This window comes from Halobaculum sp. MBLA0143 (assembly GCF_041361465.1).
Lineage (GTDB): Archaea > Halobacteriota > Halobacteria > Halobacteriales > Haloferacaceae > JAHENP01.
The window spans coordinates 1057543-1082909 of record NZ_JBGKAC010000001.1; the positions used below are offsets into that span (position 1 = coordinate 1057543).

At 69.7% G+C, this 25367-nt stretch carries 25 protein-coding genes and 1 pseudogene; 15 read left to right on the plus strand and 11 right to left on the minus strand.

Annotated elements, in window-relative coordinates; genetic code table 11:
• Positions 1–289: 289 nt before the first annotated feature.
• The gene (locus tag RYH79_RS05530) at positions 290–1993 is read left to right on the plus strand and encodes a sensor histidine kinase (protein WP_370897034.1); all 1704 of its coding nucleotides are present in this window, start codon (positions 290–292) and stop codon (positions 1991–1993) included.
• Positions 1994–2001: 8 nt separating this feature from the next.
• Here the strand turns inward: RYH79_RS05530 and RYH79_RS05535 are convergent, their stop codons facing one another.
• The gene (locus tag RYH79_RS05535) at positions 2002–2328 is read right to left on the minus strand and encodes a hypothetical protein (protein WP_370897036.1); all 327 of its coding nucleotides are present in this window, start codon (positions 2326–2328) and stop codon (positions 2002–2004) included.
• 89 nt (positions 2329–2417) lie between these two features.
• Here RYH79_RS05535 and RYH79_RS05540 point away from each other — a divergent pair, with 89 nt between their 5' ends.
• Positions 2418–3830 (plus strand): MATE family efflux transporter, encoded by a 1413-nt coding sequence (locus RYH79_RS05540; RefSeq protein WP_370897038.1) that lies wholly within the window; start codon positions 2418–2420, stop codon positions 3828–3830.
• A 6-nt stretch (positions 3831–3836) separates the two neighbouring features.
• Here RYH79_RS05540 and RYH79_RS05545 read toward each other — a convergent pair whose 3' ends face one another.
• Positions 3837–5306 carry an ATPase domain-containing protein gene (locus tag RYH79_RS05545; RefSeq protein WP_370897040.1) on the minus strand — a complete coding sequence of 490 codons (1470 nt, stop codon included), beginning with the start codon at positions 5304–5306 and terminating at the stop codon, positions 3837–3839.
• Between the two features lie 97 nt (positions 5307–5403).
• Here RYH79_RS05545 and RYH79_RS05550 point away from each other — a divergent pair, with 97 nt between their 5' ends.
• Positions 5404–7170 (plus strand): PAS domain-containing protein, encoded by a 1767-nt coding sequence (locus RYH79_RS05550; protein WP_370897042.1) that lies wholly within the window; start codon positions 5404–5406, stop codon positions 7168–7170.
• A 25-nt stretch (positions 7171–7195) separates the two neighbouring features.
• Here RYH79_RS05550 and RYH79_RS05555 read toward each other — a convergent pair whose 3' ends face one another.
• Positions 7196–8878 carry a PAS domain-containing sensor histidine kinase gene (locus RYH79_RS05555; RefSeq protein WP_370897044.1) on the minus strand — a complete coding sequence of 561 codons (1683 nt, stop codon included), beginning with the start codon at positions 8876–8878 and terminating at the stop codon, positions 7196–7198.
• Between the two features lie 394 nt (positions 8879–9272).
• Here RYH79_RS05555 and priS point away from each other — a divergent pair, with 394 nt between their 5' ends.
• The 4 genes from priS to RYH79_RS05575 all read left to right on the plus strand — a co-directional run bounded on the left by priS (position 9273) and on the right by RYH79_RS05575 (position 13147).
• Positions 9273–10460 carry a DNA primase catalytic subunit PriS gene (gene priS, locus RYH79_RS05560; protein WP_370897046.1) on the plus strand — a complete coding sequence of 396 codons (1188 nt, stop codon included), beginning with the start codon at positions 9273–9275 and terminating at the stop codon, positions 10458–10460.
• 54 nt (positions 10461–10514) lie between these two features.
• Entirely contained in the window at positions 10515–11759 is a 1245-nt protein-coding gene (locus RYH79_RS05565; protein ID WP_370897048.1) for a hypothetical protein, read from the plus strand.
• A 51-nt stretch (positions 11760–11810) separates the two neighbouring features.
• Positions 11811–12188: a 30S ribosomal protein S8e gene (locus RYH79_RS05570; protein WP_370897050.1), complete on the plus strand. Its 378-nt coding sequence runs from the start codon at positions 11811–11813 to the stop codon at positions 12186–12188.
• Between the two features lie 470 nt (positions 12189–12658).
• Positions 12659–13147, plus strand: coding sequence for a hypothetical protein (locus RYH79_RS05575; protein ID WP_370897052.1), 489 nt, complete (start codon positions 12659–12661; stop codon positions 13145–13147).
• A 294-nt stretch (positions 13148–13441) separates the two neighbouring features.
• On the opposite strand, the gene RYH79_RS05580 is transcribed toward RYH79_RS05575, so the two are convergent.
• Complete coding sequence (locus RYH79_RS05580; protein WP_370897054.1) at positions 13442–13939, minus strand: hypothetical protein; 498 nt, start codon at positions 13937–13939, stop codon at positions 13442–13444.
• A 158-nt stretch (positions 13940–14097) separates the two neighbouring features.
• Between RYH79_RS05580 and RYH79_RS05585 the strand changes: the two genes are divergently transcribed.
• Complete coding sequence (locus RYH79_RS05585; RefSeq protein ID WP_370897057.1) at positions 14098–14634, plus strand: acyltransferase; 537 nt, start codon at positions 14098–14100, stop codon at positions 14632–14634.
• A 9-nt stretch (positions 14635–14643) separates the two neighbouring features.
• On the opposite strand, the gene RYH79_RS05590 is transcribed toward RYH79_RS05585, so the two are convergent.
• A complete protein-coding gene (locus tag RYH79_RS05590) occupies positions 14644–15465 on the minus strand; it encodes a mechanosensitive ion channel domain-containing protein (RefSeq protein ID WP_370897059.1) in 822 nt (273 codons plus the stop codon).
• Between the two features lie 3 nt (positions 15466–15468).
• Positions 15469–16278 carry a diadenylate cyclase DacZ gene (gene dacZ / locus RYH79_RS05595; RefSeq protein ID WP_370897060.1) on the minus strand — a complete coding sequence of 270 codons (810 nt, stop codon included), beginning with the start codon at positions 16276–16278 and terminating at the stop codon, positions 15469–15471.
• Positions 16279–16507: 229 nt separating this feature from the next.
• Here dacZ and RYH79_RS05600 point away from each other — a divergent pair, with 229 nt between their 5' ends.
• The 6 genes and pseudogenes from RYH79_RS05600 to RYH79_RS05625 all read left to right on the plus strand — a co-directional run.
• Entirely contained in the window at positions 16508–17395 is an 888-nt protein-coding gene (locus RYH79_RS05600) for a DUF106 domain-containing protein (RefSeq protein WP_370897062.1), read from the plus strand.
• Between the two features lie 226 nt (positions 17396–17621).
• A complete protein-coding gene (locus tag RYH79_RS05605) occupies positions 17622–18101 on the plus strand; it encodes a DUF8215 family protein (RefSeq protein WP_370897064.1) in 480 nt (159 codons plus the stop codon).
• A gap of 45 nt (positions 18102–18146) precedes the next feature.
• Positions 18147–19082 (plus strand): 1,4-dihydroxy-2-naphthoyl-CoA synthase, encoded by a 936-nt coding sequence (locus RYH79_RS05610; RefSeq protein WP_370897066.1) that lies wholly within the window; start codon positions 18147–18149, stop codon positions 19080–19082.
• 36 nt (positions 19083–19118) lie between these two features.
• A complete protein-coding gene (locus tag RYH79_RS05615; RefSeq protein ID WP_370897068.1) occupies positions 19119–19262 on the plus strand; it encodes a hypothetical protein in 144 nt (47 codons plus the stop codon).
• A 207-nt stretch (positions 19263–19469) separates the two neighbouring features.
• Positions 19470–20369, plus strand: a complete 900-nt coding sequence (locus RYH79_RS05620; protein ID WP_370897070.1) for a ZIP family metal transporter — start codon at positions 19470–19472, stop codon at positions 20367–20369.
• A gap of 50 nt (positions 20370–20419) precedes the next feature.
• Positions 20420–20845 (plus strand): annotated as a pseudogene (locus tag RYH79_RS05625) (DUF5796 family protein); the annotation flags it as partial.
• 101 nt (positions 20846–20946) lie between these two features.
• Here RYH79_RS05625 and RYH79_RS05630 read toward each other — a convergent pair.
• Positions 20947–21084 (minus strand): DUF7128 family protein, encoded by a 138-nt coding sequence (locus tag RYH79_RS05630; RefSeq protein ID WP_370897072.1) that lies wholly within the window; start codon positions 21082–21084, stop codon positions 20947–20949.
• 85 nt (positions 21085–21169) lie between these two features.
• Here RYH79_RS05630 and RYH79_RS05635 point away from each other — a divergent pair, with 85 nt between their 5' ends.
• Complete coding sequence (locus tag RYH79_RS05635) at positions 21170–21649, plus strand: SRPBCC family protein (protein ID WP_370897074.1); 480 nt, start codon at positions 21170–21172, stop codon at positions 21647–21649.
• A gap of 1 nt (position 21650) precedes the next feature.
• Here RYH79_RS05635 and RYH79_RS05640 read toward each other — a convergent pair whose 3' ends face one another.
• From RYH79_RS05640 to RYH79_RS05655, 4 genes are all read right to left on the minus strand, one after another.
• Positions 21651–23189: a response regulator gene (locus RYH79_RS05640; RefSeq protein WP_370897076.1), complete on the minus strand. Its 1539-nt coding sequence runs from the start codon at positions 23187–23189 to the stop codon at positions 21651–21653.
• Positions 23190–23289: 100 nt separating this feature from the next.
• Positions 23290–24228: a DMT family transporter gene (locus tag RYH79_RS05645; protein WP_370897078.1), complete on the minus strand. Its 939-nt coding sequence runs from the start codon at positions 24226–24228 to the stop codon at positions 23290–23292.
• A gap of 69 nt (positions 24229–24297) precedes the next feature.
• On the minus strand, positions 24298–24450 hold the full coding sequence (locus RYH79_RS05650) for a hypothetical protein (protein ID WP_370897080.1): 153 nt from the start codon (positions 24448–24450) through the stop codon (positions 24298–24300).
• A 121-nt stretch (positions 24451–24571) separates the two neighbouring features.
• Positions 24572–25174 (minus strand): FAD-dependent oxidoreductase, encoded by a 603-nt coding sequence (locus RYH79_RS05655; protein WP_370897082.1) that lies wholly within the window; start codon positions 25172–25174, stop codon positions 24572–24574.
• Between the last annotated feature and the right edge of the window lie 193 nt (positions 25175–25367).

The window sequence follows — 25367 nt, forward strand, 5'->3', positions numbered from 1 at the left end:
GTCACTCCTCTGTGATCGCGGCGTGTGCGAAGTCGGCGGCGACCGCGACGGTCGACGGCGACCGGGGTCGCCGGCTCGGGGCCCCCTTCGGTGCTCGTAGCGCTCGCGACACTCGCCGTCCACCGCCGCCGACCGACGAATAGTTTTACTTTTGTAGAGTTAAAGAAGAAGTGGTAAACGGTCGGACAGGAGCAGGACGGAATCGGGTTCGGTCCGTCTCTGTCTGGTGATTAGTCACTCCGTCGACAGTCCATCCGTCTCGACAAGAATTTAGTTACTCTAGTTCTTGTTGGAGACGTACGCAGTGCTCGACATGGGGCTGGCGAACGGCGGGGCAGCGTTCCTCTCGGCGGCGGTGACGGCGGCGGCAGTGTGGCTGGCCGTCTCTCGGGGTCGTGGGACAGCCAGCCGGTTGTTCGCCGCGACCGGGGGAGTGATCGTCGTCTGGTCGTTCGCGCTGGCGGTCGTGAGTCGCTCCGTTCGCCCGTACGCGACGCCCGCGTTTCTGCTGGCGTGGGTGTTGCAGTGGGGGTCGCTGATCGGCTGGTTCGTCTTCCTCTCGGAGTACGCCGGCGAGAGCCGGTGGCGGCGGCGTCCGGTCGCGGCGACGCTCGCGGGCGTGTTCTGTCTGGCGGCGACGGCCATCCTCACCACACCGGCCACCCAGCTCGTGTTCGCCGACCTCCAGGTGTCGTCTTCCGGGGGGGTGACGTACGCTCGCGGCCCGGCGTACCCCGTCACCTGGACCGTCGCGTCCGTCCTGCTCGCGGCCGTGATCCTCCTGTTGGCGCGACTGGCGCTGCGCTCCCGGCGGGAGAGCCGCCGGCAGTCGTTGGTGCTCGCCGCGGCCGTCGTCGCTCCGGTCGGGCTGGCGCTCCTGCGGGTCGTGAACGTGTTCGGCCCGGGGTGGCTCACCTACCTCGCGGTCGCCAACGCCGTCCAGATGGGGCTCGTCGCCGTCGGACTGTACGGCGGCGGGCTGTTGCGGCTGTCGCCCGTCACCCGGGCGTCGATCATCACCTCGTTGTCCGACCCGATCCTCGTCGTCTCGGACGACACCGTCGTCGACTACAACGAGGCCGCCGCCCGGGTGTTCCCGGACGTGGAGTCCGGAGCGTCGCTGTCGGCCGCCGCCCCGGCGCTGCTGACGGCCGACGACGGCCCGCTCGCCGAACGGCTCGCAGACCGGATCGAGCCGGTCGTCGACGGGGAAGAACGGTCGATGGTCGTCTCCCAGTCGGCCGTCGACGACACCACGACGGTCGTCAGCCTCCGCGACGTGACGGCCGCGGAGTCGTACGCGGCAGACCTGGAACGCCAGACGGAACAGCTCGACCGGTTCGCCTCCGTCGTCAGCCACGACCTCCGGAACCCGTTGGCGGTGATCCGGGGCAACCTGGAGGTGGCTCGCCGGGGGACGGACGACGAGGAACTGAACGAGCGGATCGCGGCCGCAGAACGCGCCACCGACCGGATGACACAGATCGTCGAAGACGCCCTCACGCTCGCCCGCGAGGGTGAGGTGGTAGAAGAGACGCAGCCGGTGTCCGTCTCGAACGTCGCTCGCGACGCCTGGCGAACGGTCGACACCGGGGCGGCGACGCTGGCGACGCCGACGGACCGAGTCGTCGCGGCCGACGCCGGCCGACTCCGTTCGGCGTTCGAGAACCTGTTCCGCAACGCCGTCGAACACGCCGCCGAAGGCGGCGACGGGGCGGAGCTGACCGTCACCGTGGACTCGACACCCGCCGGGTTCGCCGTCGCGGACGACGGCACCGGCGTCGATCAGGGCGACCGCGACACGGTGTTCGAGGAGGGGTACACGACCGGCGAGAACGGCACCGGGCTCGGACTCTCGATCGTCCGGTCGGTCGCCCGGGCTCACGGGGCCGAGGTTCGGCTCGTCGAGAGCGACGACGGCGGAGCACGCTTCGAGTTCACCGGATTCCGTGTCGTGGAAGATCGGTCGTCAGCCGGTGTCGCCGCGGAGTGACCGGCGCGTTACTCCCCGCCGTCACCCGTCAGGATCTCTACGTCCGTCGCCGGCTCCGACTCGAACACGGAGTCGGTCGCTCGCTCTGCCAACGGTCGGTCGTCGGCTTCGCCGTCGTCTCGACGTGTGGTCCCGTCGTCGGCTTCGCCGTCGTCCCGCCGCGTGGTGTGTTCTCCTTCGGTCGCGGCGTCGTCCCGCCGGGCCCGGGCCCGGGCACGCTCGTCGTGCGGGCGGTCGGCGTCGTCTGTGTCGAGGGCCGAGTCCTCGCTCTCGCCGAACAGTTCGCGTGCGATCTCTTCGCGGAGGCGGTGTGACGCGGTCGGGCCGATGTGCATACGAGCGACACGCGCTTGAGCCTCCTGAATCTGTCCCCGGTTGGCCGGAGCCGACAGCCCCTTTCGGCGCCGGTGCCTGGCAGACGACAGTGAGGAGACTCGCGCGGCTCGCGGCGACGGTGGCCGGACTGCTGTCGGCGGCGAACGTGATCGGTGAGCGGCGGCTCCGGGAGACGGTGGACCTCTCGTGGCCGCGGATCGTCACCGGGTTCGCCATCATGTCGAAACGGACGGTGGATCTGGCCATCGTCGGGATCGCGGTCGGAGCGGAGGCGGTCGCGGGGCTGTCCGTCGCGGCCGCCTTCTGGCAGGTTGGGAAGTTCGCCCTGATCGGGCTGGCCGGCGGGACGATCTCGCTCGTCTCACAGAACGTCGGGGGCGACGACGAGGGGCGTGCCCGAGAGGCCGTCGCCGCCAGTCTGCTGGCCGCGACGGCACTCTCGGTCCCGGTCGCGGTCGTCTACGCCGTCGCCGCCGGCCCGCTCGTCGGGCTCGTCGGCGGGGGCGCCGACGCCACCCGCCTGGGAGCGACGTACCTCGCCGTCGTCGCCCCCGGGCTCGTGTTCGAGGGGATCAACCTCGTCGCCTCCCGGACGTACGCCGGCGTCGGCGACACGGTGACACCGATGGGGGTGCGCGCGGCCGGCGCGGCGCTGAACGTCCTCGTCAGCGTCGTGCTCGTGTTCGGCGCCGGACTGGGCGTCCTCGGCGCCGCCGTCGGTACGACCGCCGCCACGGGCGTCGTCACGCTCGTGTTCGCCTGGGGGCTGTCCGGTCGCTCGTACTTCGGCCGCGGGGCCAGTCCCCTCCCGGTCGGCCTCCGGACCCGGCCGTCCGTCCCCCTCCTGCGTCAACTCGGCCGGGTGGCGGCGCCGTTGGTCGCCCGCCGGATCGCACAGGGGGTCGTCGTGTTCCCCCTGCTCGCGGTGGCGGCGACGTTCGGCGAGATCGTGCTCGCGGCGATCGGCGTCGCCAGACAGGTCCGGCAGCTGCTCAACAGCTTCACCTGGGGCTTCTCCGTCGCGGCGTCGACGCTCGTCGGCCAGGCGCTGGGCGCCGCCGAGGAGACGAGCGCGGTCGCGTACGGCCGCGAGATCGTCAACCTCTCTGCGGTGGTGTACGTGCTCGCGGCGGCCGTCGTCGCCGTCGCCGCCCGCCCGGTCGCGGCCGTGTTCGTCGACGCCGGCGCCGTCGACACGACCGCCGTCTTCGTCGCCGTCGCGGCGGTGTCGGCGGTGCCGCTCGGCGTCGACGGCTCCGTCACCGGGACGCTCCGGGGGGCCGGCGACACCCGTGTGCCGTTCGTCGCCGCGCTGGCCGGGCTGTACCTCGTCGCGCTGCCGTTGGCGTACCTGGGCACCGTGACGACGCTGGGCGCCGTCGGACTGCTCGCGGCGCTGGTGGCCGAGACACTCGTGCCGATGGTCGTCAACCTCCTGCGATTCCGCCGGCGGACCTGGCTGTCCGTCAGCCGGTCGCTCCGGCCGGACGCCGCCGACTGAGCCGCGTCACTCCCCGGTCGTCCGAGGGGTCCCCGAGAGAATCCCGTGGAGCCCGGTCAGTGGCTCGCCCAGCGTTACGCCGTCCGCGCCGATCTCGAACCGGCGGAGCGCCCGCTCGAAGTCGCCGGTGCGTTTCTTCAACACGCCGGCGGCCCGTCGGATCTCCCCGTCTAGCTCCAGGTACCGGACGAACAGGATCGTGTCCGCGAGGTAGCTCACGTCCTCGCCCGTGCCGGTGAACTCGCCGACGACGCCGTGAGTCTCGTCCGTGAGGAACGTCGTCACGTCGGCGCCGTTGAGGTAGCGACACAGCGCGTGGAGCCGGCTGCCGAGCTGTTCTTCCCGGCCCTGGAGCGTGACACGGTAGCCGGAGACCCCGTCGATCCCGACGAACTCGGCTCCGCGGTCCTCCACCGCCGTCCGCACCCGAGTGGCGAACTCCTGAGGGGGGTACGCCAACGGCTCCAGCTCGTGGACCTCCAGCCGTCCGGCCGCCTCCATCTCCGCCACCGGAATGCCGACCGCCTCCGACCGCTGCCGGAACGACTCGGCGCGTTCCTCGAACAGGTACAGGACGGCGTGTTCACCCCGCTCGGCGGCCGCGGCCGCGAACTGCGTCGCCAGCGTGGTCTTGCCGGCGCCGGTCGGGCCCGAGAGGATCGTAACGGTGCCACGCTCCACGCCGCCGCCGAGCAGGCCGTCCAACTCCGGCACGCCGCTGGAGACGGTCTCTAACCCCGCCGACCGGTCCGGCGCCTCCTGGGGAGAGAGCGCCGGGTAGACGGCGACACCGTCCGTGTCGATCCGGTAGGCGTGTTCCCCGTCGGCCGTGCCGGAGCCCCGGAACTTCGGCACCGAGACGGTGTCGACCGGGCCGGTCGGGTCCAGCGCGATCAGCCCGTCCGTCACGAACTGGAGGTCGTCGATGGGGGCCGACTCCGTGTTCTGAGCGGTGAACACGGCCGTCGCCCCGCGGTCCGTGAGGTAGCGTGCCAGCCCGAGCGTCTGTTGTCGGAACTGGTAGACGTCCGGCGTGAGGTACTGCAGTTGGGTGATCGGGTCCACGACCACCCGGTCGGGATCCGTCTCCTCGACGGCCTCCCGGACGGTGTCCCGGAACGTCTCGCTCTCCACCTCGTCTGGCTCGAACACGTCGTAGGTGCCGTCCTGGCTGAACACCGCCGCCGTCGGCGAGATGTCACAGATCTCGAACGACTCGGCGGCGATACCGACCGCCTGGGCGTTGGCGACCATGTCCGCAGGGTCCTCCTCCAGGTTGACAAGCAACGTCGTCTCGTCGTCGTCGGCGCCGTCGAGGAACGACAGCGCCAACAGCGTCTTGCCGGAGCCCGCCGGCCCGCCGACGACGTAGCTGCGTTCTGCGATCAGCCCGCCACGAGTCACGCGGTCGAGTCCGTCGATCCCGGTCGACACGCGGTCGAGCCCCCGTTCCGTGTCCGCCTCCGTCTGGGTCACGGTTCTACCACGACGCCGTGGGCGTTAACATTTCCCCCGTGTCGCCGCTCTGGAGGATCGGTAGGTTTCTTGCCCGTAGCCCCGTAGGCTCGTAGAGATGACAGTCTCGGTCGACGACCTCCTCGTGGTCGCGGCGCCGGGGCGCGACCGGCGCCTCCTCGCAGACTGGCTCGCCGGCACCGGGAGCTACGGCGTGACGGTGTTGGACCCGACAGACTGTGAGGACGACCTCCCGGAGTACGATGTCGCGGTGCTCGACGAGACGGCGCTGGAACGGTGTGGCGGGCGGCTGTTGGCCCGGCGACGGGCCGCCGACCCGGTGTACCTCCCGCACCTCCTGGTCGGCGCCACGGAGCTGCCGGACGACGACGCCGGCCGCGAGCTCGTCGACGACGTGGTGGCGCTGCCGGTGCGCCAGGGTGAGCTAGAGCGTCGTCTGGAGAACCTCCTCCGGGCCAGACGGACGGCGCTGCGGCTGTCGAACGTGCGCGACCAGTACGAACGGCTGGTCGAACTGACGCCGGAGACGATCCTCCTCGTCCGCGACGGGGAGATCGTCTACGCCAACGAGACCGGGGCGGAGCTGTTGGGGTTCGACGACGGCGACACGCTGCGGGGTGAACGAGTCACGGAGTTCGTCGTCCCCGACGACCGGCCGGCGTTGGAGACGGCGTTGGAGACGGTCGACCGCGACGGCCGGCTGTCGGAGTACCTGGAGGTGACGCTGTCGACGGCGACCGGGCGAGAGCTCCCGGCCGAGGTGGCCGGCGTCACCGTCACCTACGAGGGGGTTCCGACGGCCCAGTTCCTCGTCCGGGACCTCTCCGAGCAGCGTCGCCGGCGGCAGCGACTCACGCTGATGAGTCGCGCGGTGGAGGCGGCCGCCCAGGGGATCACCGTCGCGGACGCCCGACGCCCGGACGAGCCGCTCGTGTACGCCAACGAGGCGTTCGAGCGACTGACCGGCTACGACAGACAGGGGGTGTTGGGACGCAACTGTCGGTTCCTCCAGGGCGAGGGGACGGACCCCGAGACGGTCGCCCGGCTCCGACAGGCCATCGACGACGAACGCCCCGTGTCGGTCGAACTGCTCAACTACCGGAAGGACGGGACCCCGTTCTGGAACCGGCTGGACGTCGTCCCGATCCGCAACGACGGCGGCGAGGTGACACACTACCTCGGGCTCCAACAGGACGTGACGGAGCGGCGCACCCGAGAGGAACGACTGGCCGTCTTAGACCGTGTGCTCCGGCACAACATCCGCAACCGCACGAACGTGATCGGCGGCACGGCACGACTGTTGCTGGAGGCGGAACGCGACGGCGACGACGCGAGCGTCGACCAGGCGGCGTCGCTGGAACGGATCGTCGACGCTTCGGAGGAACTCCAGGCGATCAGCGAACAGGCCCGGGAGTTCCAGACGATCGTCGGCGACGAGGAGAACGAGCGCCAGCGCGTCGAGCTCACGGACGTACTCGAACGGATCACCGCGGAGGCAACGGGCGTGTTCGAGCTCCACCTCCCCGACGAGCCGGTCGTCGTCTCCGCGCACCCGAAGCTGCCGGCGGCGTTGTCGGCCGGGCTGTCGCTCCCGAGCGCGACGACGGAGTCCGGGACGGACCTGCGCGTCGACCTCTCTCGGGAAGACGACATGGTCACCCTGTCGGTGACGGACCGTGGCGGGACGATTCCGCAGTCGGACCTGGAGGCGGTCGCGGCCGAACGCGAGACGGCCATCGAGCACTCGCGGGGCATGGAGCTGTGGGTGGTCCGGTGGACGGTCCTGGCGTCCGACGGGGAGATGACCGTCAGCTTCGACGACGACGACCCGACGGTCCACGTCACGCTCCACGCGGCCGAGTAGGCCGCCGGCAGTCGTACACGGCCGACTACGCCGCCGGTAGCCGGACGGAGACGGCGGTGCCGCCGCCGTTCGGACGGGTGACCCGGAGCTCACCGCCCAGTCGCCCGGCCAGCCAGCGGAGCGTCCACAGGCCGACACCGGAGGTGTGCTCGACGGGCGTCTCTCGATCCGAGCGGAGCGCCCGGAGCTCACCCTCCGGGATTCCGACCCCGTCGTCGGTGACGCTGATCTCGACGGTGTCGCCGTCGCGGCGACAGCCGACGACGACGGTTGGCCGCGGCCCGGCGTGTTCGACCGCGTTCTCCACCGGGACCTCGACGAGCAACCGCACCGCCTGCGGCGACGCCGAGACGCTGGCGTCCGTACAGTCGAGCCGGAACGTCGCGTCGCCGTCGTCGTAGCGGTCGACCACCTCCCGGACGGCCGGCGCGAGCTGCGTCGGCGCCGGGTCGTCGGCAGACGCGACCGCCTCTTGGAACGCTCTGATCCCGTCTGCGACGGAGACGAGGTCCGCCGCGGCCCGTTCGATCGTCTCCGCACGGCTCTGGACCGTCGTCTCGTCACTGTCGTCGTCGCGGAGGAGTTCGGCGACGCCGTGGACGACGTTGAGCTTGTTGCGGACGTTGTGCCGGAGGACGCGGTTGACGACCGACAGCCGTTGTTCCCGACGCTTCACTCCGGTCACGTCGCGGGCGACGCCGGCCACGACCGGGTGATCCAGCCCGCCGTCCGCCAACGGGTCGCTCCTGTCGGCGGCGACGCGCTGACCGCGGACCTGGACCCAGGCTTCCCCCTCGGGTGGGCCGACGCGGCGTAGCTCCAGTTCGAACGGCTCCCCGTCTACCAGACACTCCGACATCGCCCGGCGGAGCCGGCGCCCGCTGTCGTCGTCGTACTCGTCACAGACCGCGTCGAGCGACACCGTGTCCGGCTGTCGGGCCAGCTGTGTGCCGGCGGTCTGTTCGACCGTGTCCGCGGCCGGGTCGTAGCGCCAGCCGCCGGTGTCGGCGACCTCTTCGGTGGCGACGAGCCGGCGGATCCGTTCGGTCCGACGCTTGAGGTCCGTCGTGTCCTCGATCCCGACGACCACCTTCACCACCTCGCCGTCGTCGTCCGTGATCGGCGCGGAGTTGCTCGACAGCCACCGCCGGTCGCCGTCCGGCCGGACCAGCCAGTGTTCGAAGCCGTAGACGGGCTCGCCGGTCTCGAACACGCGCGTCACCGGGTGTTCGTCGTTCGCGACCGGGCTGCCGTCGTCGTGTGTGATCTCCCACTCCGGGTCGGTGTACGTCCGGGCCGTGATCTCCTCGCGGCGGAGCCCGAGCAGTTCCTGGGCTCGTTCGTTCGCGGTCTCGATCTCACCGTCGGCGCCGACTACGACGACGCCGACGGGGCTCGTCGCCAGGATCCGTTCGAGCAGGCCGTCCGACTCCCGCCGGACGCGTCTGGTGTTCCAGACGACACCGTCCCCGTCTGCCGCGGGCGAGAGCCGGCTCTCGAAGCGCCCGTGGCCGTCGACGCCGTCGTGACGGAACGTCTCCGCCGACTCGTCCAGCGTCGCCAGCGCCGACGCGAACTGGTCCGACGCCGTCGCCGCCACCACCTCGCAGACGTCCGTGCCCATCGGTTCGGGTTCGTGTGGCGCCGCGTCCTCGTCGACTGTCGTCAGCACTCGCTCGACCTGCCCGTCGACGTCGAGCAGGAGCACAGCCCCGTCCGTGGGCGTCGTCACTGTCCTCGAAACGGGGTCGATGGTCGCCCGCGACGCCACGACGACCCCGCAGTCGTCGACGTCCCCCAGTCTGTCCGTCCCATTCCGTGTCCCTGATTCACACGGGTGGGCTTGAATCCTCCGGCTACCCGAGTGACCTCGGCCAAGAGCGAGAGCAGGTCGGCCGGGCCGGCCGTGCCGGCAACACGCCCAGGGCCGCCGACGGGGGCGTCGATCCACCTCCGGGCTGGCTCGCCTCCGCGCTCGCCGTCCGGGTCCGCGTCGACTGTCGTCGGTGGCCTCGACTGTCGTCGGCGCCGTCGACTGTGCGTGCGGGCGGAGCCGGCGGAACAGAACGAATAAACGCCCGGCGAGCCTCGTGACCGATCTGATGGAGCGTCGCACGAGATCCTACCTCGCCGGGCGGTTCGGCGACTACTACCGGGGGCGGACGGTGACGCCGCCGCCGGACGCAGACCACCGCGAGTGGGGTCACATCCCGTTCACCGGCGGCGAGGGGACGACGATGGTCCGCCACCAGTCGTTGTTGGACGTGGCCGGCGGTCCGGCGGAGCTGGGGTCGTTCCTCGCGCGGGAGACACCCAGACACGTCTACTTCTCGGCGGCGCGGTACGACGACCCCAGCAACCGGACGATGGCGGACAAAGGGTGGCAGGGGGCGGATCTCGTGTTCGACTTGGACGCCGACCACCTCCCGGGCGTCGATCCGGAGACGACGAGCTACCCGGCGATGCTCCACGCCTGCAAGGAGGCCCTCCAGGACCTGTTGGACGTGCTCGTCCGGGACTTCGGCTTCCGCGACGACCAACTGCAGGTCGTGTTCTCCGGCGGCCGCGGCTACCACGTCCACGTCCGGGACGACAGCGTCGCCGGTCTGGACTCCGAGGCCCGCCGGGAGATCGTCGACTACGTTCGCGGGCTGGGACTCGACGAGGACGGGCTGATCGAGAAACGACCCAACGAGCGTGGCACCCTCCAGAAGACGCTGCGGGCAGAGGGCGGCTGGGGGCGACGGGTCCACGACCGGCTCCTGTCGTACACCGAGCGGCTGCGGGAACTACCGGAGGAGGCGGCGTTGGCGGAGCTCCAAGAGCTGGACGGTGTCGGCGAGAAGACGGCCCGGACGATCTACGGCGTGCTCCAGAACAACCCGGAGGGGGTCCGAGCGGGCAACGTGGAACTCGGCCCCGGCGCGGGGACGCTGGTCCGGGCGCTGGCGGATCGCGTGGTAGACGAGGAGACGGCACCGATCGACGAGCCGGTGACGACGGACGTGCGGCGGCTGATCCGGCTGCCCGGCAGCCTCCACGGCGGCACGGGGTTCGTCGTCCGGCGGCTGGACCGCGACGCGGTGGCCGACTTCGAGCCGACACGAGACGCCGTCGCCGACCGCTTTCGGGGCCAACGGATCATGATCGACGTGACCGATCCCGGTCCGGTTCCGGTGGGTGCGGACGCCGACGACAGCTTTACAATCGCCGAGGGGACACGTTCAGTCCGCGAGTTCGTCGGCGTGTTCCTGCTGGCGCGGGGCCGCGCCGAGAAGACGGCGGAGTGACCCGAGCGACACGACAGAGACGACAGCGACACCACAGACGACACGACACCGACGATGGATCTCGAGGAGCTACGGAGTGTTCGAGAACAGGAGCGGCGGACGGACAGCCTCCAGCACCTCCGTGACTCCTTCTACGACGACGCCGTCGACTACGTTCGGGACCTGAAACGCGAGCGGAGCCGCCGGGCCGAGGCCGCCGGCGACCCGTACACCGACGAGGCGATGCGGCTGACCGACGAGATCGACACCGCAGAGGAGGTGATCGAGTCGCTGTACGAGCGCCGCCGCGGGAAGGTGGTGAAGCTCGCCTCCTTCGCCGCCGCCGGGATGCCCGCCGAGGAGGACGGGATGACGGACCAGGAACGCGAGATGTTCGCGGACGTGGTCGAACGGATCGAGGCGAACGAGGCGTCCGTCCTCGGGCGCCTGGAGACGGAGTCTGCAGACGCCGCCCTGTCGGAGGCGACGGCCGGCGCCGCCGAGTCGACGGGCCCGGAAGCGACTGGGCCCGCCGACCCGGCAGAGAGGGACGAATCGACGGTGATCGGCGAGCCGACTGGGGCAGACGATCCGACTACGCCCGGCGAGTCGGCCGGGGCAGACGATCCGACTACGCCCGGCGAGTCGGCCGGGGCAGACGATCCGACTGCGCCAGAGTCGACAGCCTCCGAGACGGCGTCAGACCCCGCCGCGACCCAGACGGCCACGGGGGGGACGGAGCCGGCCGACGACGGCAGCGTGTTGGCGGACGCGATGGGCGGGCCGACGGAGTCGTCCGTGGACGGCCCGACGGCCGCCGACGACGCGTCTGCGACGGAGCCGTCCGCGGACAGTGCGCCTGCGACGGAGTCGTCTGCAGACGGCCCGACGACGACAGAGACTGACCGGCCTGCCGCCGAGGCTGCGGCCGCTGCCGGGTCGCCGGAGGCTGCTCACGGCGACGACACGTCGGTGACGAGCTCCGACGCCTCCGTGGCACCGGGGACCGACTCCGGCGCCACCCCGACGGGTGACCCGTCGCCTGCGTCCGATCCGGAGCCGCAGACACCCTCGGCGGACGACCCGGTGCCGCAGACACCCTCGGCGGACGACCCAGGGGAAGCGACCGACGAGGCGGCCGGCGACGAGACGGCGGTCGTCGCAGACGACGACCGCGAGACCGTCCGGGTGACGAGCGACGTGGGCGAGGTGTTCGGAGTGGACGACCGCGCGTACGACCTCCGGGCGTCGGACGTGGTGCGGCTCCCGCGGGCGGTCGCAGAGCCGTTGGTCGACCGTGGCGCCGCGGAGCCGCTGTGAGCCGGCGGGCGAAGCGTCGGCCATAAGTAGGCCGGTACAGTTGTTGCGGGTATGACGGACCAGAGCGGACGCAGGAAGCGCAAGCGAACGGGTGGGCGACGCGTGCCCTCCAGCGACAAACAGGCGAACCAGCGCGGCCGCGAGCCCGCCGAGACGACCGTCGACGAGGAACGGATCCAGACTGTCGACACTCGCGGCAACGGCCAGAAGGTGCGGGCGCTGTCGACCGACACCGCCCAGGTGGCCGTCGACGGCGACACGGAGACCGCCGAGATCGAGAACGTCGTCGAGAACCCGGCGAACGTCAACTACGTCCGCCGGAACATCGTCACGAAAGGCGCCGTGATCGAGACCAGCGCGGGGCGCGCCCGCGTCACCTCCCGACCGGGCCAGAGCGGCCAAGTCAACGCCGTCCTGACCGAGGAGTAACGTCGCCGTCTTCTCGCGGGTCGTCTCGTCGGTGGTGGTGGGCGTCGGAGACGCCGGTCTCGCTCGGGACGCGAACGATATCTCCCGAGAGTGTCGTGACAGTACACTGCAGGAGTGTACGTAGCCACGCGCGTATCTCTATCGAGCGTGAGCGAAACCAACGGTACGGAGCCGGGACCGACGACCAGACGGAGTGTACTATCGGTTCTCGCGTCAGCGTCTGCGCTGTCGGCGGTTCCAAGCACAGTCGGCGCGACAGAACGAACGAAGCGCGTCCCGAAGTACCTGAGCGGCGGTGAGGTCGTCGAGTGGATGGAGGCCCTTCGCCGCTGGGACCGCCAGTACGACCGCGCGAGCAGACTGCTCCGCCAGTTCGACAGAGAACACTTCGGGAACCGTCCCGAGATCTTCACGACCGGGCTCGTCCGGAGCGACAGGAGTACGGGGAGCCGAACGGCTTCGAGATTGAGGTGACGTACGACGCTGGGGCCGGTCGACCGAACGTCCCGACGGAGGTCTCGGGTCTCCCAGTCCGCCAGGAGCCACAGGAGGCGGCACCTGTCCAGCAGGCCTGCAACAGCGGGGACTTCGACAGGTACGGTGGGGGAATCAACGTGCTCGACTATCTTGAGGCTGACCTGAACGGTACCGCAGGCTACCGCGTCGTCGACGGCAACGGGAACGAGTACATGGTCTCTGCGGCACACATCTTCGGCGACTGTGAGATCGAGTCCTTCGACGAAGCCTACCAACAGAACGAGGGGGTGGGGTCAATCGTCGGTGGCGTGTACGAGAAGGACTTCGTCGTGTTCGACGACAGCGCCGGGAACGCCGACATCGAGAACGCCATCCGGGAGCCCGACGGGACGGAGCGACCGATTGCCGGGTGTGCGAGCCGTGAAGAGATCAGTAACCGTGTCTCCAACCCAGTCGACGGGTACAGTAAGGTCGGAGTCTAGCGGTAAAGAGACCGGGGAGATCGGCACGAACCTGACTGTCGACCGTCTCTGTGAAAGCACGAGGGACACCACAATCGAGGGGAGTAGCAACACGGTTGCGGGCGACTCGGGTGGGCCGTACTACTCGACCGAGAACGGAGATGCGTACCTTCTCGGGCACCACTCGGTCGGTGCCACCATCGGTTCCTCGGGATTCCAGTGCGGAGAGGAGGTAACTGTCAGACTACGGAGTATCGGACTACCCTGTCACTGGGTGGCAGCGAAGACACAGTACTCTATCGTCTCCAACTGAGCCTACTGTTGGACGACTGTTCCGTCGGAGATCGCAACCGGGAGACGGGTCGAGTGCTCTCTTCTGTTCGTCTCCACCGTCACGGTGATGCTACTGGGACAGTTCCCGACCAGTTCAGAGAGCGAAACCGACGGCTCTCCGACGACGTTACCCTCTTCGTCGTACGTCGTGTCGTGAGAGACACCGACAACTTTCCCGAACGGAAGACCGACAATACCTCTCGTCGGGCCAGGGTCCGCCTCCTCGACAGGACGCTCGAGTACGTAGTTCACTGCTGCGGGTGTGGAGAACTCTGCTGTGCTCTCCCAGGATTCACTCCCGTACCGCTCAAACGATATCTCGTCTGCTCGCTCTCCACCGGGGGAAACGACGACTTCTGCCGAGTTGCCGCGTGCCCGTGTCCAGTTGGGATCGAGTAGAGTGTCTACTCGCCAGTGGTAACCCAAAATTCCAACGGGAATCGAACCGATACCACCGAGCACCAACTCCCGTCTGTTCACGAGCTACGTAGTGTCTAATATAGTAAAAGAATTTGTTAATTCGTCTCGAAGCTCTACTGTCACTGCTACTATCCGATCCCTCCCGATCGCAGTAGAGATCTGAGTAGACACGACGCCCACCGCGGTATTGAAGACGACCGGCCCACTCCCCTCCGAGCGTGAGCGACGACGACGCGCCGGCGCGGTACGACAGACTGGAGCGACACGAGACGGCGGGCGACCGCAACTCGCTGTGGCACTGGCGAGAGGCCAAGAGCCTGTTCGAGGTGGCGCGCAACTACGTGGTGACGTGGCTCGTCAGGGTGTCGCCGAGCCTGACGCTGAAGAACAGACTGCTGTTGGCGCTGGGGGTCACCGTCGGCGAGGGGGTGTCGTGGGGGTTGGAGGCGACGCCAGACGTGTTCTGGCCCGAACGGATCACGCTGGGCGACGACGTGATCGTGGGGTACGACGCGACGATCCTCTGTCACGAGTTCCTCCAGTCGGAGTACCGCGTCGGCGACGTGGTCGTGGGCGACCGGGCGATGATCGGCGCCGGTGCGGTGATCCTGCCCGGCGTCGAGATCGGCGCGGACGCGCAGGTGGCGGCCAACTCGTTGGTGACGGAGGACGTGCCGCCGGAGACGACCGTCGCGGGGGTGCCGGCGGAGCCGGTCGGCCGCGACGAGGACGGCGAGGGCGGCGGCGCGGAGTAGCCCGCCTGCTCACTGCCGGACGCGAGCGACGCCGTCGCGCACGGCCCGACGGTTGGGGACGAGGTACACCATCTCGTCCGTCTCGACGTGGGTGACGAACACGTCGATCTCCTGGACGACCCCCTCCACGTCGCCGATCTGGACCCGGTCGCCGATTCCGTACGGCTGGGTCAACAGGAGGTACAGCCCGGCGGAGCCGGACGCGAGGAGGTCACGGAGGGCGACGGCGGACAACACGACGGCGGCCGCGAGGTAGCCGCCCAACAGGACGATCAGCGCGGTCGTGGCGACGCCGATCTGCGCGAGCGCGATCAGGGCGGCGACGTAGACGACGCTCCACTTCGTCAACAACGGGAGCAGCCCCACCTCCGGGATCTTGACACCCCGGAGTCGTTCGTCGACGAGCAGTCCGGTCTTGTCGCCGACGATCAGCCCGGCGACGAGCACGAGCACGGCGACGAACACCCGCGGGAGGAAGGCGACGGCGACGCCCCAGAGGGCGGTGACGGACTCGACGCCGGCGGTCGTGAGCCCGACGACGACGAACACCAGGAACACGAAGTACCCGCTGAGACGCGCGAGGATCGTCACGGTGGAGACGCCGAACCCGCGGACGGTGCGTTCGAACGCCGTCCCCTCGATGCTCTCGGAGACCCCCAGCCGTTCGAGCAGTCTGCGGTTGAACGAGACGACGGCGTAGCTCACGACCGCCCCGACGGCGAGGACCACCGCCAACACGACGACCTGGAACGGGAGCAGCCGGAGGATTCGATCGATCGTCTCCAACTGAGCCGGGGCGGCCGCCGTGGCCGCGGCGGTGTGTGTCGCCATCTGTCAGTACTCCTCCGGATCCAGCTCCAACACGAGTTCACCGCTCTTGAACGCTCGCACGAGCCCGTCAGACTCCGACAGAGCGATCGAGACGGCGTTCGTGTCGCGGGTGATCGCGGCCGCGGCCATGTGGCGCGCGCCCAGCCCCTTCGGGATGTCGACCCCCTCGGCGGCGGGTTCGAGGTAGCGGTACGAGGAGACGATCTTGCCGGAGTCGGAGATGACGAACGCGCCGTCCAGCCGGGAGAACTCCTTGAGCATCACGTCCACGATGGGGTCGCCGACGTGGACGTGGCTCTTCTCGAAGGGGTTGTACGACAACGGCCGGGACTTGTTCATCGCCTTGCCGGCGTCGCCGACGACGAACAACGCCCCGACGGGCTTGCCCTTCTGACCCTTCTTTCCGAGCTCGATCGCCACCTCGAACACGTCGCGGATCACCTCCGACTCCGCCCGCGAGTTGACGAACAGATCGTAGATTCCGGACTGCATCGACTCCTCGACGGTGACACGGACGGTCGCGTCCGGGCTGTCGGTGAACACGCCCAGCACGCAGAGGATCGTCTGGCCGGTGGAGACGAGTCCGCGGTTCATCGCGCCCTCGATTCCGAAGCGGATCCGGTCGCGCACGTCCCGGAATCGGAGCGGCAGCTCGACGAACGACTCCGCACCGACATCGTCCGACGGGGCGACGACGACCGGCTCCTCGTCGGCGTCCCGGAAGTCGTCGTACAGCGACTGTGCCGGCGAGAAGAGGAACACCTCGTCGACATCGGTGAGGATGTCCGCGAGGAGGTCCGGAGAATTCATCATACCACACCCTCCGGGGCGGCCGACAAATCGTTTGCGGGAGCGTCAGACGCTTGTGGGGCGATCACACGCCACACTCGACACGATCGAGGGCAGACGAGCGGCCGTCCGGGACGACCGACCGAGCGCCCCCCGTCGGTCGTTAGACGAGCGAGCCGGGCAGACGAACGAGTCGGACGGGCGGGCGAGACCGGAAACCTTCTTGTCACCGAGTCACCTACGGACTGACAGAATGAGCACACCGACGCAGCGACGGGTGGAGTCGCTCGTCTCCGGCGACCCGGAGATGCGCGACGCCGTCCAGACGGTGTTGGACGCCGCCGCCAACGGCGAGGTCCAGTGGGTGGAGGTGCGCGACGACATCTCCAGTGGCCAGTGGGGCCGTCTGATCGAGAAAGGGGTCTTGGAAGACGGGGAGTCCGGGTTCACCCTCGCCGACCGTGACGCCGTCGAGGAGGCGCTGTCGGACGACGACGACGGGGCGGAGATCGACGGCGAGGCTGCCTCCTGGACCACCTACGACAAGCTCGCGGCCGTCGGCACCGGCGCCTTCTTCGTCGGCTACGCGTACGCGCCAGTCCGGAACGTCGTCGGCGGCGCGATGGACACGGTGTTGGGACCGCTCCAGGCGACGCTCCCCTTCTACGCCGTGGTGATGGTGATCGCGGTGTTCACCGGGCTGTACTCCACGCTCCTGCGGGCGAACCTGATGGACATGGACCGGATGTCCGCCTACCAGGAGAAGATGCAGGAGATCCAAGACCGCCGGAAGGCCGCCAAGGAACGCGGCGACGACGAGGCGCTCCAACAGATCCAGGAAGAACAGATGGACGCGATGGGCGACCAGCTCGGGATGTTCAAAGAACAGTTCCGCCCGATGGTGTGGATCATGTTCCTGACCATCCCGGCGTTCCTGTGGATGTACTGGAAGGTCGGCATCCGCGGGGCCGCCTCCCACGGGGAGTTCTCGGCGGTGGTCATGCCGCTCGTCGGCGAGGTGACGTGGACCGCGTCCGTCGTCGGCCCGATCCAGACGTGGATCGTCTGGTACTTCCTGTGTTCGATGGCGTTCACCCAGCTGGTCCAGAAGGGCCTGAACGTCCAGATGTCGCCGACCTGATCGGCGGTCTCGCCGTCGTCTCCGTCGCCGCAGTTCGGGTTCACTCGCGCTTCGAGTCGGGCACTACCGACGACGATCACACGGGCGAGCCACAGCTCTCCGGACGCGTCTCGGTTCGGGTCGGCCGCCGACGAGAGACGGCGGCGGCGGCACAGAACTCGGGTGGGTCTCGTGGCGGTCCGGCGCCACCGTCAGTTTCACCTTACCGAGTCACCAGACACGGACGATGACCGACCGCAGCGGCACGGACGCGGCGACGGAGCGGCGGAAGCTCCGCCCGGACCGGGAGACGGCCGACGACGGGCCGGTGGGCGAGGCGCTCGTCGACGGCTTCGACGCCGCCTCGGAGACGCTGCTCGCGTCGATTCCGTTCCTCACCGCGACGGCGATCCGCGACGACGCGGCCTACTCCTTCCTCGTCGTGTTCGCGCTCGCGGGACTCGCCGTCGGGCTGGCGACCGTCCGCGGGGACAGAGTCGAGCGACTCCCGCCGTGGCCGCCCAACACGGCCCGGAGTCTGGTCGTTCGGGTGGGGTGGTACAACCTCGCGCTCCCAGTGACAGTCTGGATCGCCGGCAACGCCGCAGTCGGCCCCGGCGAGGTGGCCTGGGCCGACGGGCCAGTGTTCGTGCCCGCGGCCGTCGCGGCGGTCGTCGCCGCGCTCGCGGGACTGGCGGTGCCGTCGTTGGTCGCGCGTGTTCGGTGAGACCGGACGGCAACGCTTTTCGCTCGGCCGGCCCGCCGGTGGTGTATGCCAGATTCGCCGACGGACGAGGTCTCGGCGTTGTTCGACCCGGATCGGTGGGAGGCGGTCGCGCCCGGCGAGTTCGACGACGTGACCTACCACCGCGGGACGGACACGGACGCCGTCAGAGTCGCCTTCGACCGCCCGGAGGTCCGCAACGCCTTCCGTCCGGGGACGGTCGACGAACTGTACGCCGCCCTGGACCACGCTCGCAAACAGGCAGACGTGGGCTGTGTGCTCCTGACCGGCAACGGGCCGTCGCCCGACGACGGCGGCTGGGCGTTCTGTGCCGGCGGCGACCAGTCCGTCCGCGGGGAGTCCGGCTACGAGTACCGTGGCGACGACGAGGCCGAGGACACGGACGACGAACTCGTCCGGGAGGCGAAGGCGGGGCGGCTCCACGTCCTGGAGATCCAACGGCTGATCCGGTTCATGCCGAAGCCGGTGATCGCGGTCGTGCCGGGGTGGGCCGTCGGCGGCGGCCACTCGCTGCACGTCGTCTGTGACATGACACTCGCCAGCGACGAGCACGCGAAGTTCCTCCAGACGGACCCGGACGTCGCCAGCTTCGACGGCGGCTTCGGCTCCGCGTACCTCGCGCGTCAGGTGGGCCAGAAGAAGGCCAGAGAGATCTTCTTCCGCGGGAAGACCTACTCCGCCGCCGAGGCCGCAGACATGGGGATGGTCAACGAGGCGATCCCCCACGAGGAGCTGGAGGACGTGGCCCTGGAGTGGGCCGACGAGGTGGCGAGCAAGTCTCCGACCGCGATCCGGATGCTGAAGTACGCCTTCAACATGGCCGACGACGGCATGGTCGGTCAACAGCTGTTCGCCGGCGAGGCGACCCGGCTCGCGTACGACACCGCCGAGGCGCGCGAGGGCCGTGACGCCTTCCTGGAGGGCCGCGACCCGGACTTCTCACAGTTCCCGTGGCACTACTGAGAGGAAGGGTCAACGGAGTAGAGAGACGCAGCAAACGTGACTGAACTCTTCACGGACGGGTCCGCCGACCTCGGTCACCTCGACGGAGAAGCGGTCGAGGACTCGGCGGGCGTCGGCGGCGAGCTTCGCTCCACCGTCGCGGTCGTCGACGACGCCGACGCTTCGCCGTTCGAGGGGTAGCCGTCGCAGCCCGTTCTCGCTTCGTTGGAACCCCCGCCAGCGTCAGATCCCTCCAGCGTCGCATCTGGCGACGCCGGAGCACTCTCGATTTTGGCCAACCAAAAAATATCTTACGTAGACCACAAACATCTTTGCCGAGACTCGTCTACGTCGAGACATGACTCGAGAGACGGAGGCTCGGTGCCGTGTGCTCGGAGGTGGTTCGGCGTGGTGACGGCCGCGGAGCTCACGTTCGTCGGTGTCGCGGGGCTCGTGACGGCGCTGGCGACGGGCATCGGCGCGGTGCCGTTCTTCCTGTTCGACGAGATCGGTGACCGGTGGAACGTGGCCCTGTGGGGGTTGGCGTCCGGGATCATGCTCGCCGCCTCCGGGTTCGGACTGGTCGTCGAGGGGCTGGCTGCCTCGAACGGGTTCCCGACGCTGTTGCTCGCCGGCCTCGGGGCGGGCGTGGTGCTCGTGGTCGTCGCCGACGCCGTGCTCGAACGGGTCGAGATCGGCGACGACACGGGTGAGCCGTCGGGTGCGCCCGCGACGGAGGCGGACACGGCCGAGCGCACCGACGGCGGACAGCCGAACGCAGACGTGCCGCTGGCGTCACGGGCCGTCGCCGACGGTGACGCCCGCAAGCTCCTGTTGATCCTGGGCATCCTGACGGTCCACTCCTTCCCGGAGGGGGTCGCGGTCGGCGTCTCCTTCGCCGACGTGGGGTTGGAGGGCGGCGTGCCGATCCTCGGCGTCACCGTCCCGTTGCTGGCGGTGTTCATGACCGTCGCCATCTCGATCCACAACGTCCCCGAGGGGGTGGCGGTGTCGATCCCGCTGCGGTCGATGGGCGTCGGGGAGACGCGGATGGTCGGCGCCGCAGTGTTGTCCTCGTTGCCACAGCCGATCGGCGCCGTGATCGCGTTCCTGTTCGTCTCCTGGGCGCGGGCGTTCCTCCCGTTCGGGTTCGGGTTCGCCGCCGGCGCGATGGTGTTCCTCGTCCTGACGGAGTTCCTGCCGGAGGCGCTGGAGATCGGCGCGGATCTGGAGGGCGACGGGTACCGCGAGCTCGTCGCCGGGCTCGTCGCCGGCGTGGCTTCGATGCTGCCGTTGCTGTTGTACTGACTGGAGCCGAAAGGACGCGGTTTATCACCGCGCCGGTCCGACCGCCAGGCATGAGCCAACGCAACGACATCCCGCCGAAGACCGTCGGCGTGGAGCTCCGCGAGGAGGGGGTCGCCGTGGAGTACCTCGACGGGCGGGTGACCCTGTACCGGGGTGTCCCCGAGACCGTCACCGGGCGGCTCACCGCCGGCCCGGGGAGGGACGTCCACGTCCTCGTCACGGACCCGACGGAGACGGAGGGGGTGATGCTGTACGTGAACGACCTGAAGACGGCCGGCGAGATTCTGGCCGACACCGGCGTCGGCCGAGTGATCCTCGCCGAAGACGAGACGGAGAGTCTGTTCCCGGGCGTCACCGCGACCCGGCTGTCCGGCCAGCGGACCGCGATCTCCGCCGACCCCGAGGTCGCTCGCGGTCGCGTGTTCGTCTTCCTGGAAGACCAGTGGTCGGAGGACAGCTACGAGTTCGTCGCCGACGCCGACACGGAGACGGACACCGAGCCGTCGCCGGCGGAGACCGACCCCGACGACGACGAGACCGACGACGGCTGGATCGACGACCCCGTCGTCGACTGACCTTACTGGAGGTAGGAGGGGTCGTCGTTGCTCGTGCAGTTCGACTCGTGTCGCTCGGCGTCGTCCGCGTTGTCGAACAGGAGGCCACACTCCTCACACTGGAACCAGGTCATGTCCTCCCGTTCCGTCTCTGTCACCATGTTTGGCCGTGAAGACGCCCAGAGTAAAGACGTTCCGGGCAGTCGGAAACTCGGCGCTTATCACCGTGGGTCACGGAGTCGTCGTATGGCAGTTTACCGGAAGGAGACGCGGATCGCGGCCCCGTTGTCCGAGGTGTGGGAGTTCCACTCACAGATCTCCGGGTTGGAGGCGCTCACGCCCGGGTTCCTCGGGCTCACGGTCGACCGTATCCTCGGCCCGGACGGGGAGCCGAACCCGGCGGTGTTGGAGACCGGCTCCCGGATCGAGATGGCGCTCCAGCCGCTCGGCGTCGGGCCGCGCCAGCGTTGGATCGCCGAGATCTCCAGCCGCGACCACGACGGCGACACCGCACAGTTCGTCGACACGATGGCCGAGGGCCCGTTGCCGACCTGGCGTCACAGCCACAGCTTCCGCGCGGACGGCGACGAGACGGTGATGCTAGACGAAGTGACGTACGAACTGCCGGGCGGCCGCGTCGGGGCGGCGCTGGGGCCGCTCGGCGGCGTCGGCTTCGAGCCGATGTTCCAGTACCGCCACTGGAAGACCAGACGACTGTTGGAGTGAGCTACGTCTCGAACTCGAAGCGGGCGCCGCCGTCGGCCGACTCCGTCGCCTCCACCTGCCAGCCGTGTGCCTCCGCGACCGTCGAGACGATGGCCAGGCCGAGCCCGGCGCCGTCGTCTTCGGTCGTGTTGCCCCACTCGAACAGCTCCGGCGAGCCGCCGTCGGGCAGTCCCGGCCCGTCGTCGGCGACGTAGAAGCCGGCGTCGTGGTCGTCGACGGTGATCTCGACGCCGGAGCCGCCGTGTTCGACGGCGTTGCGGAACAGGTTCTCGAACACGGACGCCAGTCGTCCCTCGTCGGCCGACACCTCGCCGCCGGACTCGACAGCGAGGGCCGCGTCTCTGGTGTCGACACGCGACCACGCCTCTCTGGCGACCTGTTCGACCGCGACCGGCTCCGTGTCGCCGATGTCGCTGCCGTCGCGGGCGAGGGTCAACACGTCGTCGATCAGCTGCTCCATCCGGTCTAAGGCGTCGGCGACCCGGTCGAACCCCTCTTCGTGGCCGTCGCGGGCGAGGTCGAGCCAGCCGTCCGCGACCGCCAACGGGTTGCGGAGGTCGTGGCTGACGACGGAGGCGAACTGCTCTAATCGCTCGTTCTGGCGGCGGAGCTGTCGTTGCTGGCGACGGCGCTCCACCGCACGGGTGACCAGCTCCGACACCGTCTCGATCAGATCCACCTCCTCGTCGGACCACACCCGGCCGGCCGGGTCGTCGAACACCGTGACGCCGATCACTCGGAACCCAGAAGAGAGCATCGGCGCGACGACACCGGAACGGCCCCGAGGCTCGACCACCTCGCGCGCGCTGGGGTGGGTGCCGGGGTCGCCGTACTGGACGGTCTCGAACCGGCTCGTCCGCTCCAGCCACTCCGCGTGGTGGTCCTCGTCGAGCCGCGTCGGCAACGGGTCGTCGACGTCGTCGGCCGTCCAGTCGTGTGCGCGTTCGTACGCCGTCTCCTCGCCGATGTACGTCGCCGCCCGGCCGACGTCCATGAACTCCGCGACCGTCTGGAGCGTGAACGTCACCTTCGTGTCCAACTCGTCGGGCGTCGCGGACATCAGGTTCGTCGCCGCGTCCAGGGCGATCTCGCGGAGCCCGGCGCGGTACTGGAGGTGGCCGTCCGTGTCGCCGGCGGCCGAGCGGCGCCCTTGGACGGCGTTGCGTACCCGCTCTGCCAGCAGCCGGATCGTCTCCGGGTCCCCCTCCTTGGCCATGTAGTCCGTCACCCCCGCTCGGAACGCGTCGCGGGCGGTCTCCTCGCCGCCGCGGGCGGTGAACAGGACGAACGGCAGCGCGGAGTGGCGCTCCCGAATCTCGTCCAACAGGTCCAGCCCGTCCCGCCCGGGCATGTCGTAGTCGGAGACGACACAGTCGACGGACTCCGTCGCCAACACGTCCAACGCCTCCGTCACCCCCTCCGCGAGAGTGACGGACAACGCCGGCTCTCCGTCGTCACCCTCCAGCCAGTACTGCACGAGGTCGGCGAACTCCGGTTCGTCGTCCACGTAGAGAACACTCACCGCCCCCGTGCCGGCCATATCAACATTCGTGTGACAGCCGAACAAAAACACACCGACTCGCCTATCGTCCGTGATACCGGTGGATCGTCGACCCACGCCGTCCGACGGGAGCCACAGATCAGTCGGGGTCGTCCGCAGCGGCGCGTTCCCGGGCAGTGACGGCGATCCCGGCGAGCACGATCACGCCGCCGACGGCCGTCACCGGGGTCGGCACCTCCGCCAGCAACAACGCCGCCAACACCGTGCTGCCGACCGGTTCGCCGACCAACGAGACGGACACCACGCTCGACTCGACGTGTGCCAGCGCCCAGTTGACCACCGTGTGGCCGACGAGCCCCGGCCCGACGGCCATCCCGACGAACAACAGCCACTCCCGACGGGCGTACCCCAGCAGGGGGTGGCCGCGGGCGACGGCGGCGCCGAGCAGCACCACCGTACAGACGCCGTAGACGACGACCACGTACGGCACGACGGGGAACCGTTGACGCAGCGACCGCCCGGCCAACACGTACACCGTGTAACAGACGGCGCCGACGAGCGCCAGCGCGTTGCCGAACGTCGGTCGCGGGCCGACGGCCGTCCCGCCGACGAGCGCGTCGCCCCCGGCCAACAACACGGTCCCGACGAGCGCGACGACGATCCCGGCGACCGTCCGGGCGGTCACCCGTTCGTCCAACAACGCCCACGCGCCGACGGCGACGAAGATCGGCTGCGACTGGACGAGCGTGACGCTCGCGGCGACGCTCGTCCACCGCAGGCTCTCGAACCAGGCGGCGAAGTGGAGCGCCAACGCCGCCCCGGAGACGACCGCGACCGCCAGATCGCGGCCCCGGAGCCGCCGGAACGCCCGGCGGTCGGCAGACCGACCGACCGCCAACGGAACGAGCAGGAGTGTCGTGAACAACACGCGGTAGAACGCTTTCACCAGACTCGGCGCCCGGCTCCACTCCACGAGGATGGCGCTCGTCGACACCGCGAGCACGGCGACCGAAAGCGCCGTAAGCGGCGGCACCCGCTCGGCGACGGCCGCGAGACGCCCCTCCGAGGCGGTGGTCACGGTCACCGTCGGGCGGGCGGCGACAAAACTCCGACGGAGCCGGCGGACTACTCTGCCGGGTGGCCCGCGTCAGGTGGCGTCACTCGCGTCGGGTAGCGTCGCTCGCGCCGGGTAGCGTCGCTCGCGTCGGGTCGTCCAGTCCGTGTCGTCTGCGACGGCCTGCGTCGTCTGGGTCGGGTCGCACCGTCTGCGTCGAGCCGCACCACCTGCGTCGAGCCGCACCACCTGCGTCGAGCCGCACCGTCCGCGTCAGTCTACGCCGTCTGCGTCGGTCCGCGCCATCTAGGTCGGGTCCCGCTGTCCGGCCGGTCTGCCCCGTCCGCACCAGCCCACCTCGTCTCCGTCAGTCGGCGTCGTCCGTCTCCGCCTCGTCGACGACGGCCGCCATCGCCGCCTCGGCGTCCGCCGGCGTGTCGAAGTCGTGGAAGTGCTCCCCCTTCTCCCGGGTGAGCACGTTCAGCGCGGCCGCGGCGCCGTCGCCGGCGGAGATCACCGCCTGCCACTCCTCGGCCCGCACCATCGCCCCGGTGGCGTACGCCCCCGAGACGGAGGTCTCCATCGTCACGTCCACCGTCACGACCCCGTCGTCGTCCGTCTCACACCCCAACGCCGTCGCCAGGTCGCGGTCGGCACCGGTCGCCAGGATCACGTAGTCCGCGACGTGTGTCTCCTCGTCGGTCGTTACCTCGAACGCGCCGTCCGTCTCCGTCACGTCCGTCACCTCGGCCTCGCGGCGCTCGGCCCCGACGTCGTCCACTTGGTCGCGGGCGACCGACAGGAAGCTCTCACCGTCGACGGAGTTCACCCCGAGGTAGTTGAACAGGTGTGCGCTGTGCAGCCAGGTGCCGTCCGTGTCGAAGACGGTGGTCGCCAGGCCGTTCTTGGCCGTGAACAACGCCGCCGACAGTCCGGCCGGTCCGCCGCCGACAACCGCGACGTGTGTCATGTGTCGCTGTGACGCGACCCGGCGGCATAAGCCCGACGACGGCCCCGCCGTCACTTCCCGTCCAGCTCTCGGGCGACGACGTTCTCCTGAATCTCGCTGGTGGTTGGGTGATCTGGCGTCGCGGTAGAACCGTTCGACTTCGTGGTCGTTCACCGAGTCCACGCCGCCGTGGAGTCGGACAGCGGTGTCGGTC

What these genes read in the sequence shown, in the direction of transcription:
- RYH79_RS05535 (WP_370897036.1), bottom strand. Translation starts at nt 2,328, where the DNA reads ATGCACATCGGCCCGACCGCGTCACACCGCCTCCGCGAAGAGATCGCA.
- RYH79_RS05550 (WP_370897042.1), top strand. Translation starts at nt 5,404, where the DNA reads ATGACAGTCTCGGTCGACGACCTCCTCGTGGTCGCGGCGCCGGGGCGC.
- priS (WP_370897046.1), top strand. Translation starts at nt 9,273, where the DNA reads ATGGAGCGTCGCACGAGATCCTACCTCGCCGGGCGGTTCGGCGACTAC.
- RYH79_RS05565 (WP_370897048.1), top strand. Translation starts at nt 10,515, where the DNA reads ATGGATCTCGAGGAGCTACGGAGTGTTCGAGAACAGGAGCGGCGGACG.
- RYH79_RS05570 (WP_370897050.1), top strand. Translation starts at nt 11,811, where the DNA reads ATGACGGACCAGAGCGGACGCAGGAAGCGCAAGCGAACGGGTGGGCGA.
- RYH79_RS05590 (WP_370897059.1), bottom strand. Translation starts at nt 15,465, where the DNA reads ATGGCGACACACACCGCCGCGGCCACGGCGGCCGCCCCGGCTCAGTTG.
- dacZ (WP_370897060.1), bottom strand. Translation starts at nt 16,278, where the DNA reads ATGATGAATTCTCCGGACCTCCTCGCGGACATCCTCACCGATGTCGAC.
- RYH79_RS05600 (WP_370897062.1), top strand. Translation starts at nt 16,508, where the DNA reads ATGAGCACACCGACGCAGCGACGGGTGGAGTCGCTCGTCTCCGGCGAC.
- RYH79_RS05605 (WP_370897064.1), top strand. Translation starts at nt 17,622, where the DNA reads ATGACCGACCGCAGCGGCACGGACGCGGCGACGGAGCGGCGGAAGCTC.
- RYH79_RS05610 (WP_370897066.1), top strand. Translation starts at nt 18,147, where the DNA reads ATGCCAGATTCGCCGACGGACGAGGTCTCGGCGTTGTTCGACCCGGAT.
- RYH79_RS05630 (WP_370897072.1), bottom strand. Translation starts at nt 21,084, where the DNA reads ATGGTGACAGAGACGGAACGGGAGGACATGACCTGGTTCCAGTGTGAG.
- RYH79_RS05635 (WP_370897074.1), top strand. Translation starts at nt 21,170, where the DNA reads ATGGCAGTTTACCGGAAGGAGACGCGGATCGCGGCCCCGTTGTCCGAG.
- RYH79_RS05640 (WP_370897076.1), bottom strand. Translation starts at nt 23,189, where the DNA reads ATGGCCGGCACGGGGGCGGTGAGTGTTCTCTACGTGGACGACGAACCG.
- RYH79_RS05655 (WP_370897082.1), bottom strand. Translation starts at nt 25,174, where the DNA reads ATGACACACGTCGCGGTTGTCGGCGGCGGACCGGCCGGACTGTCGGCG.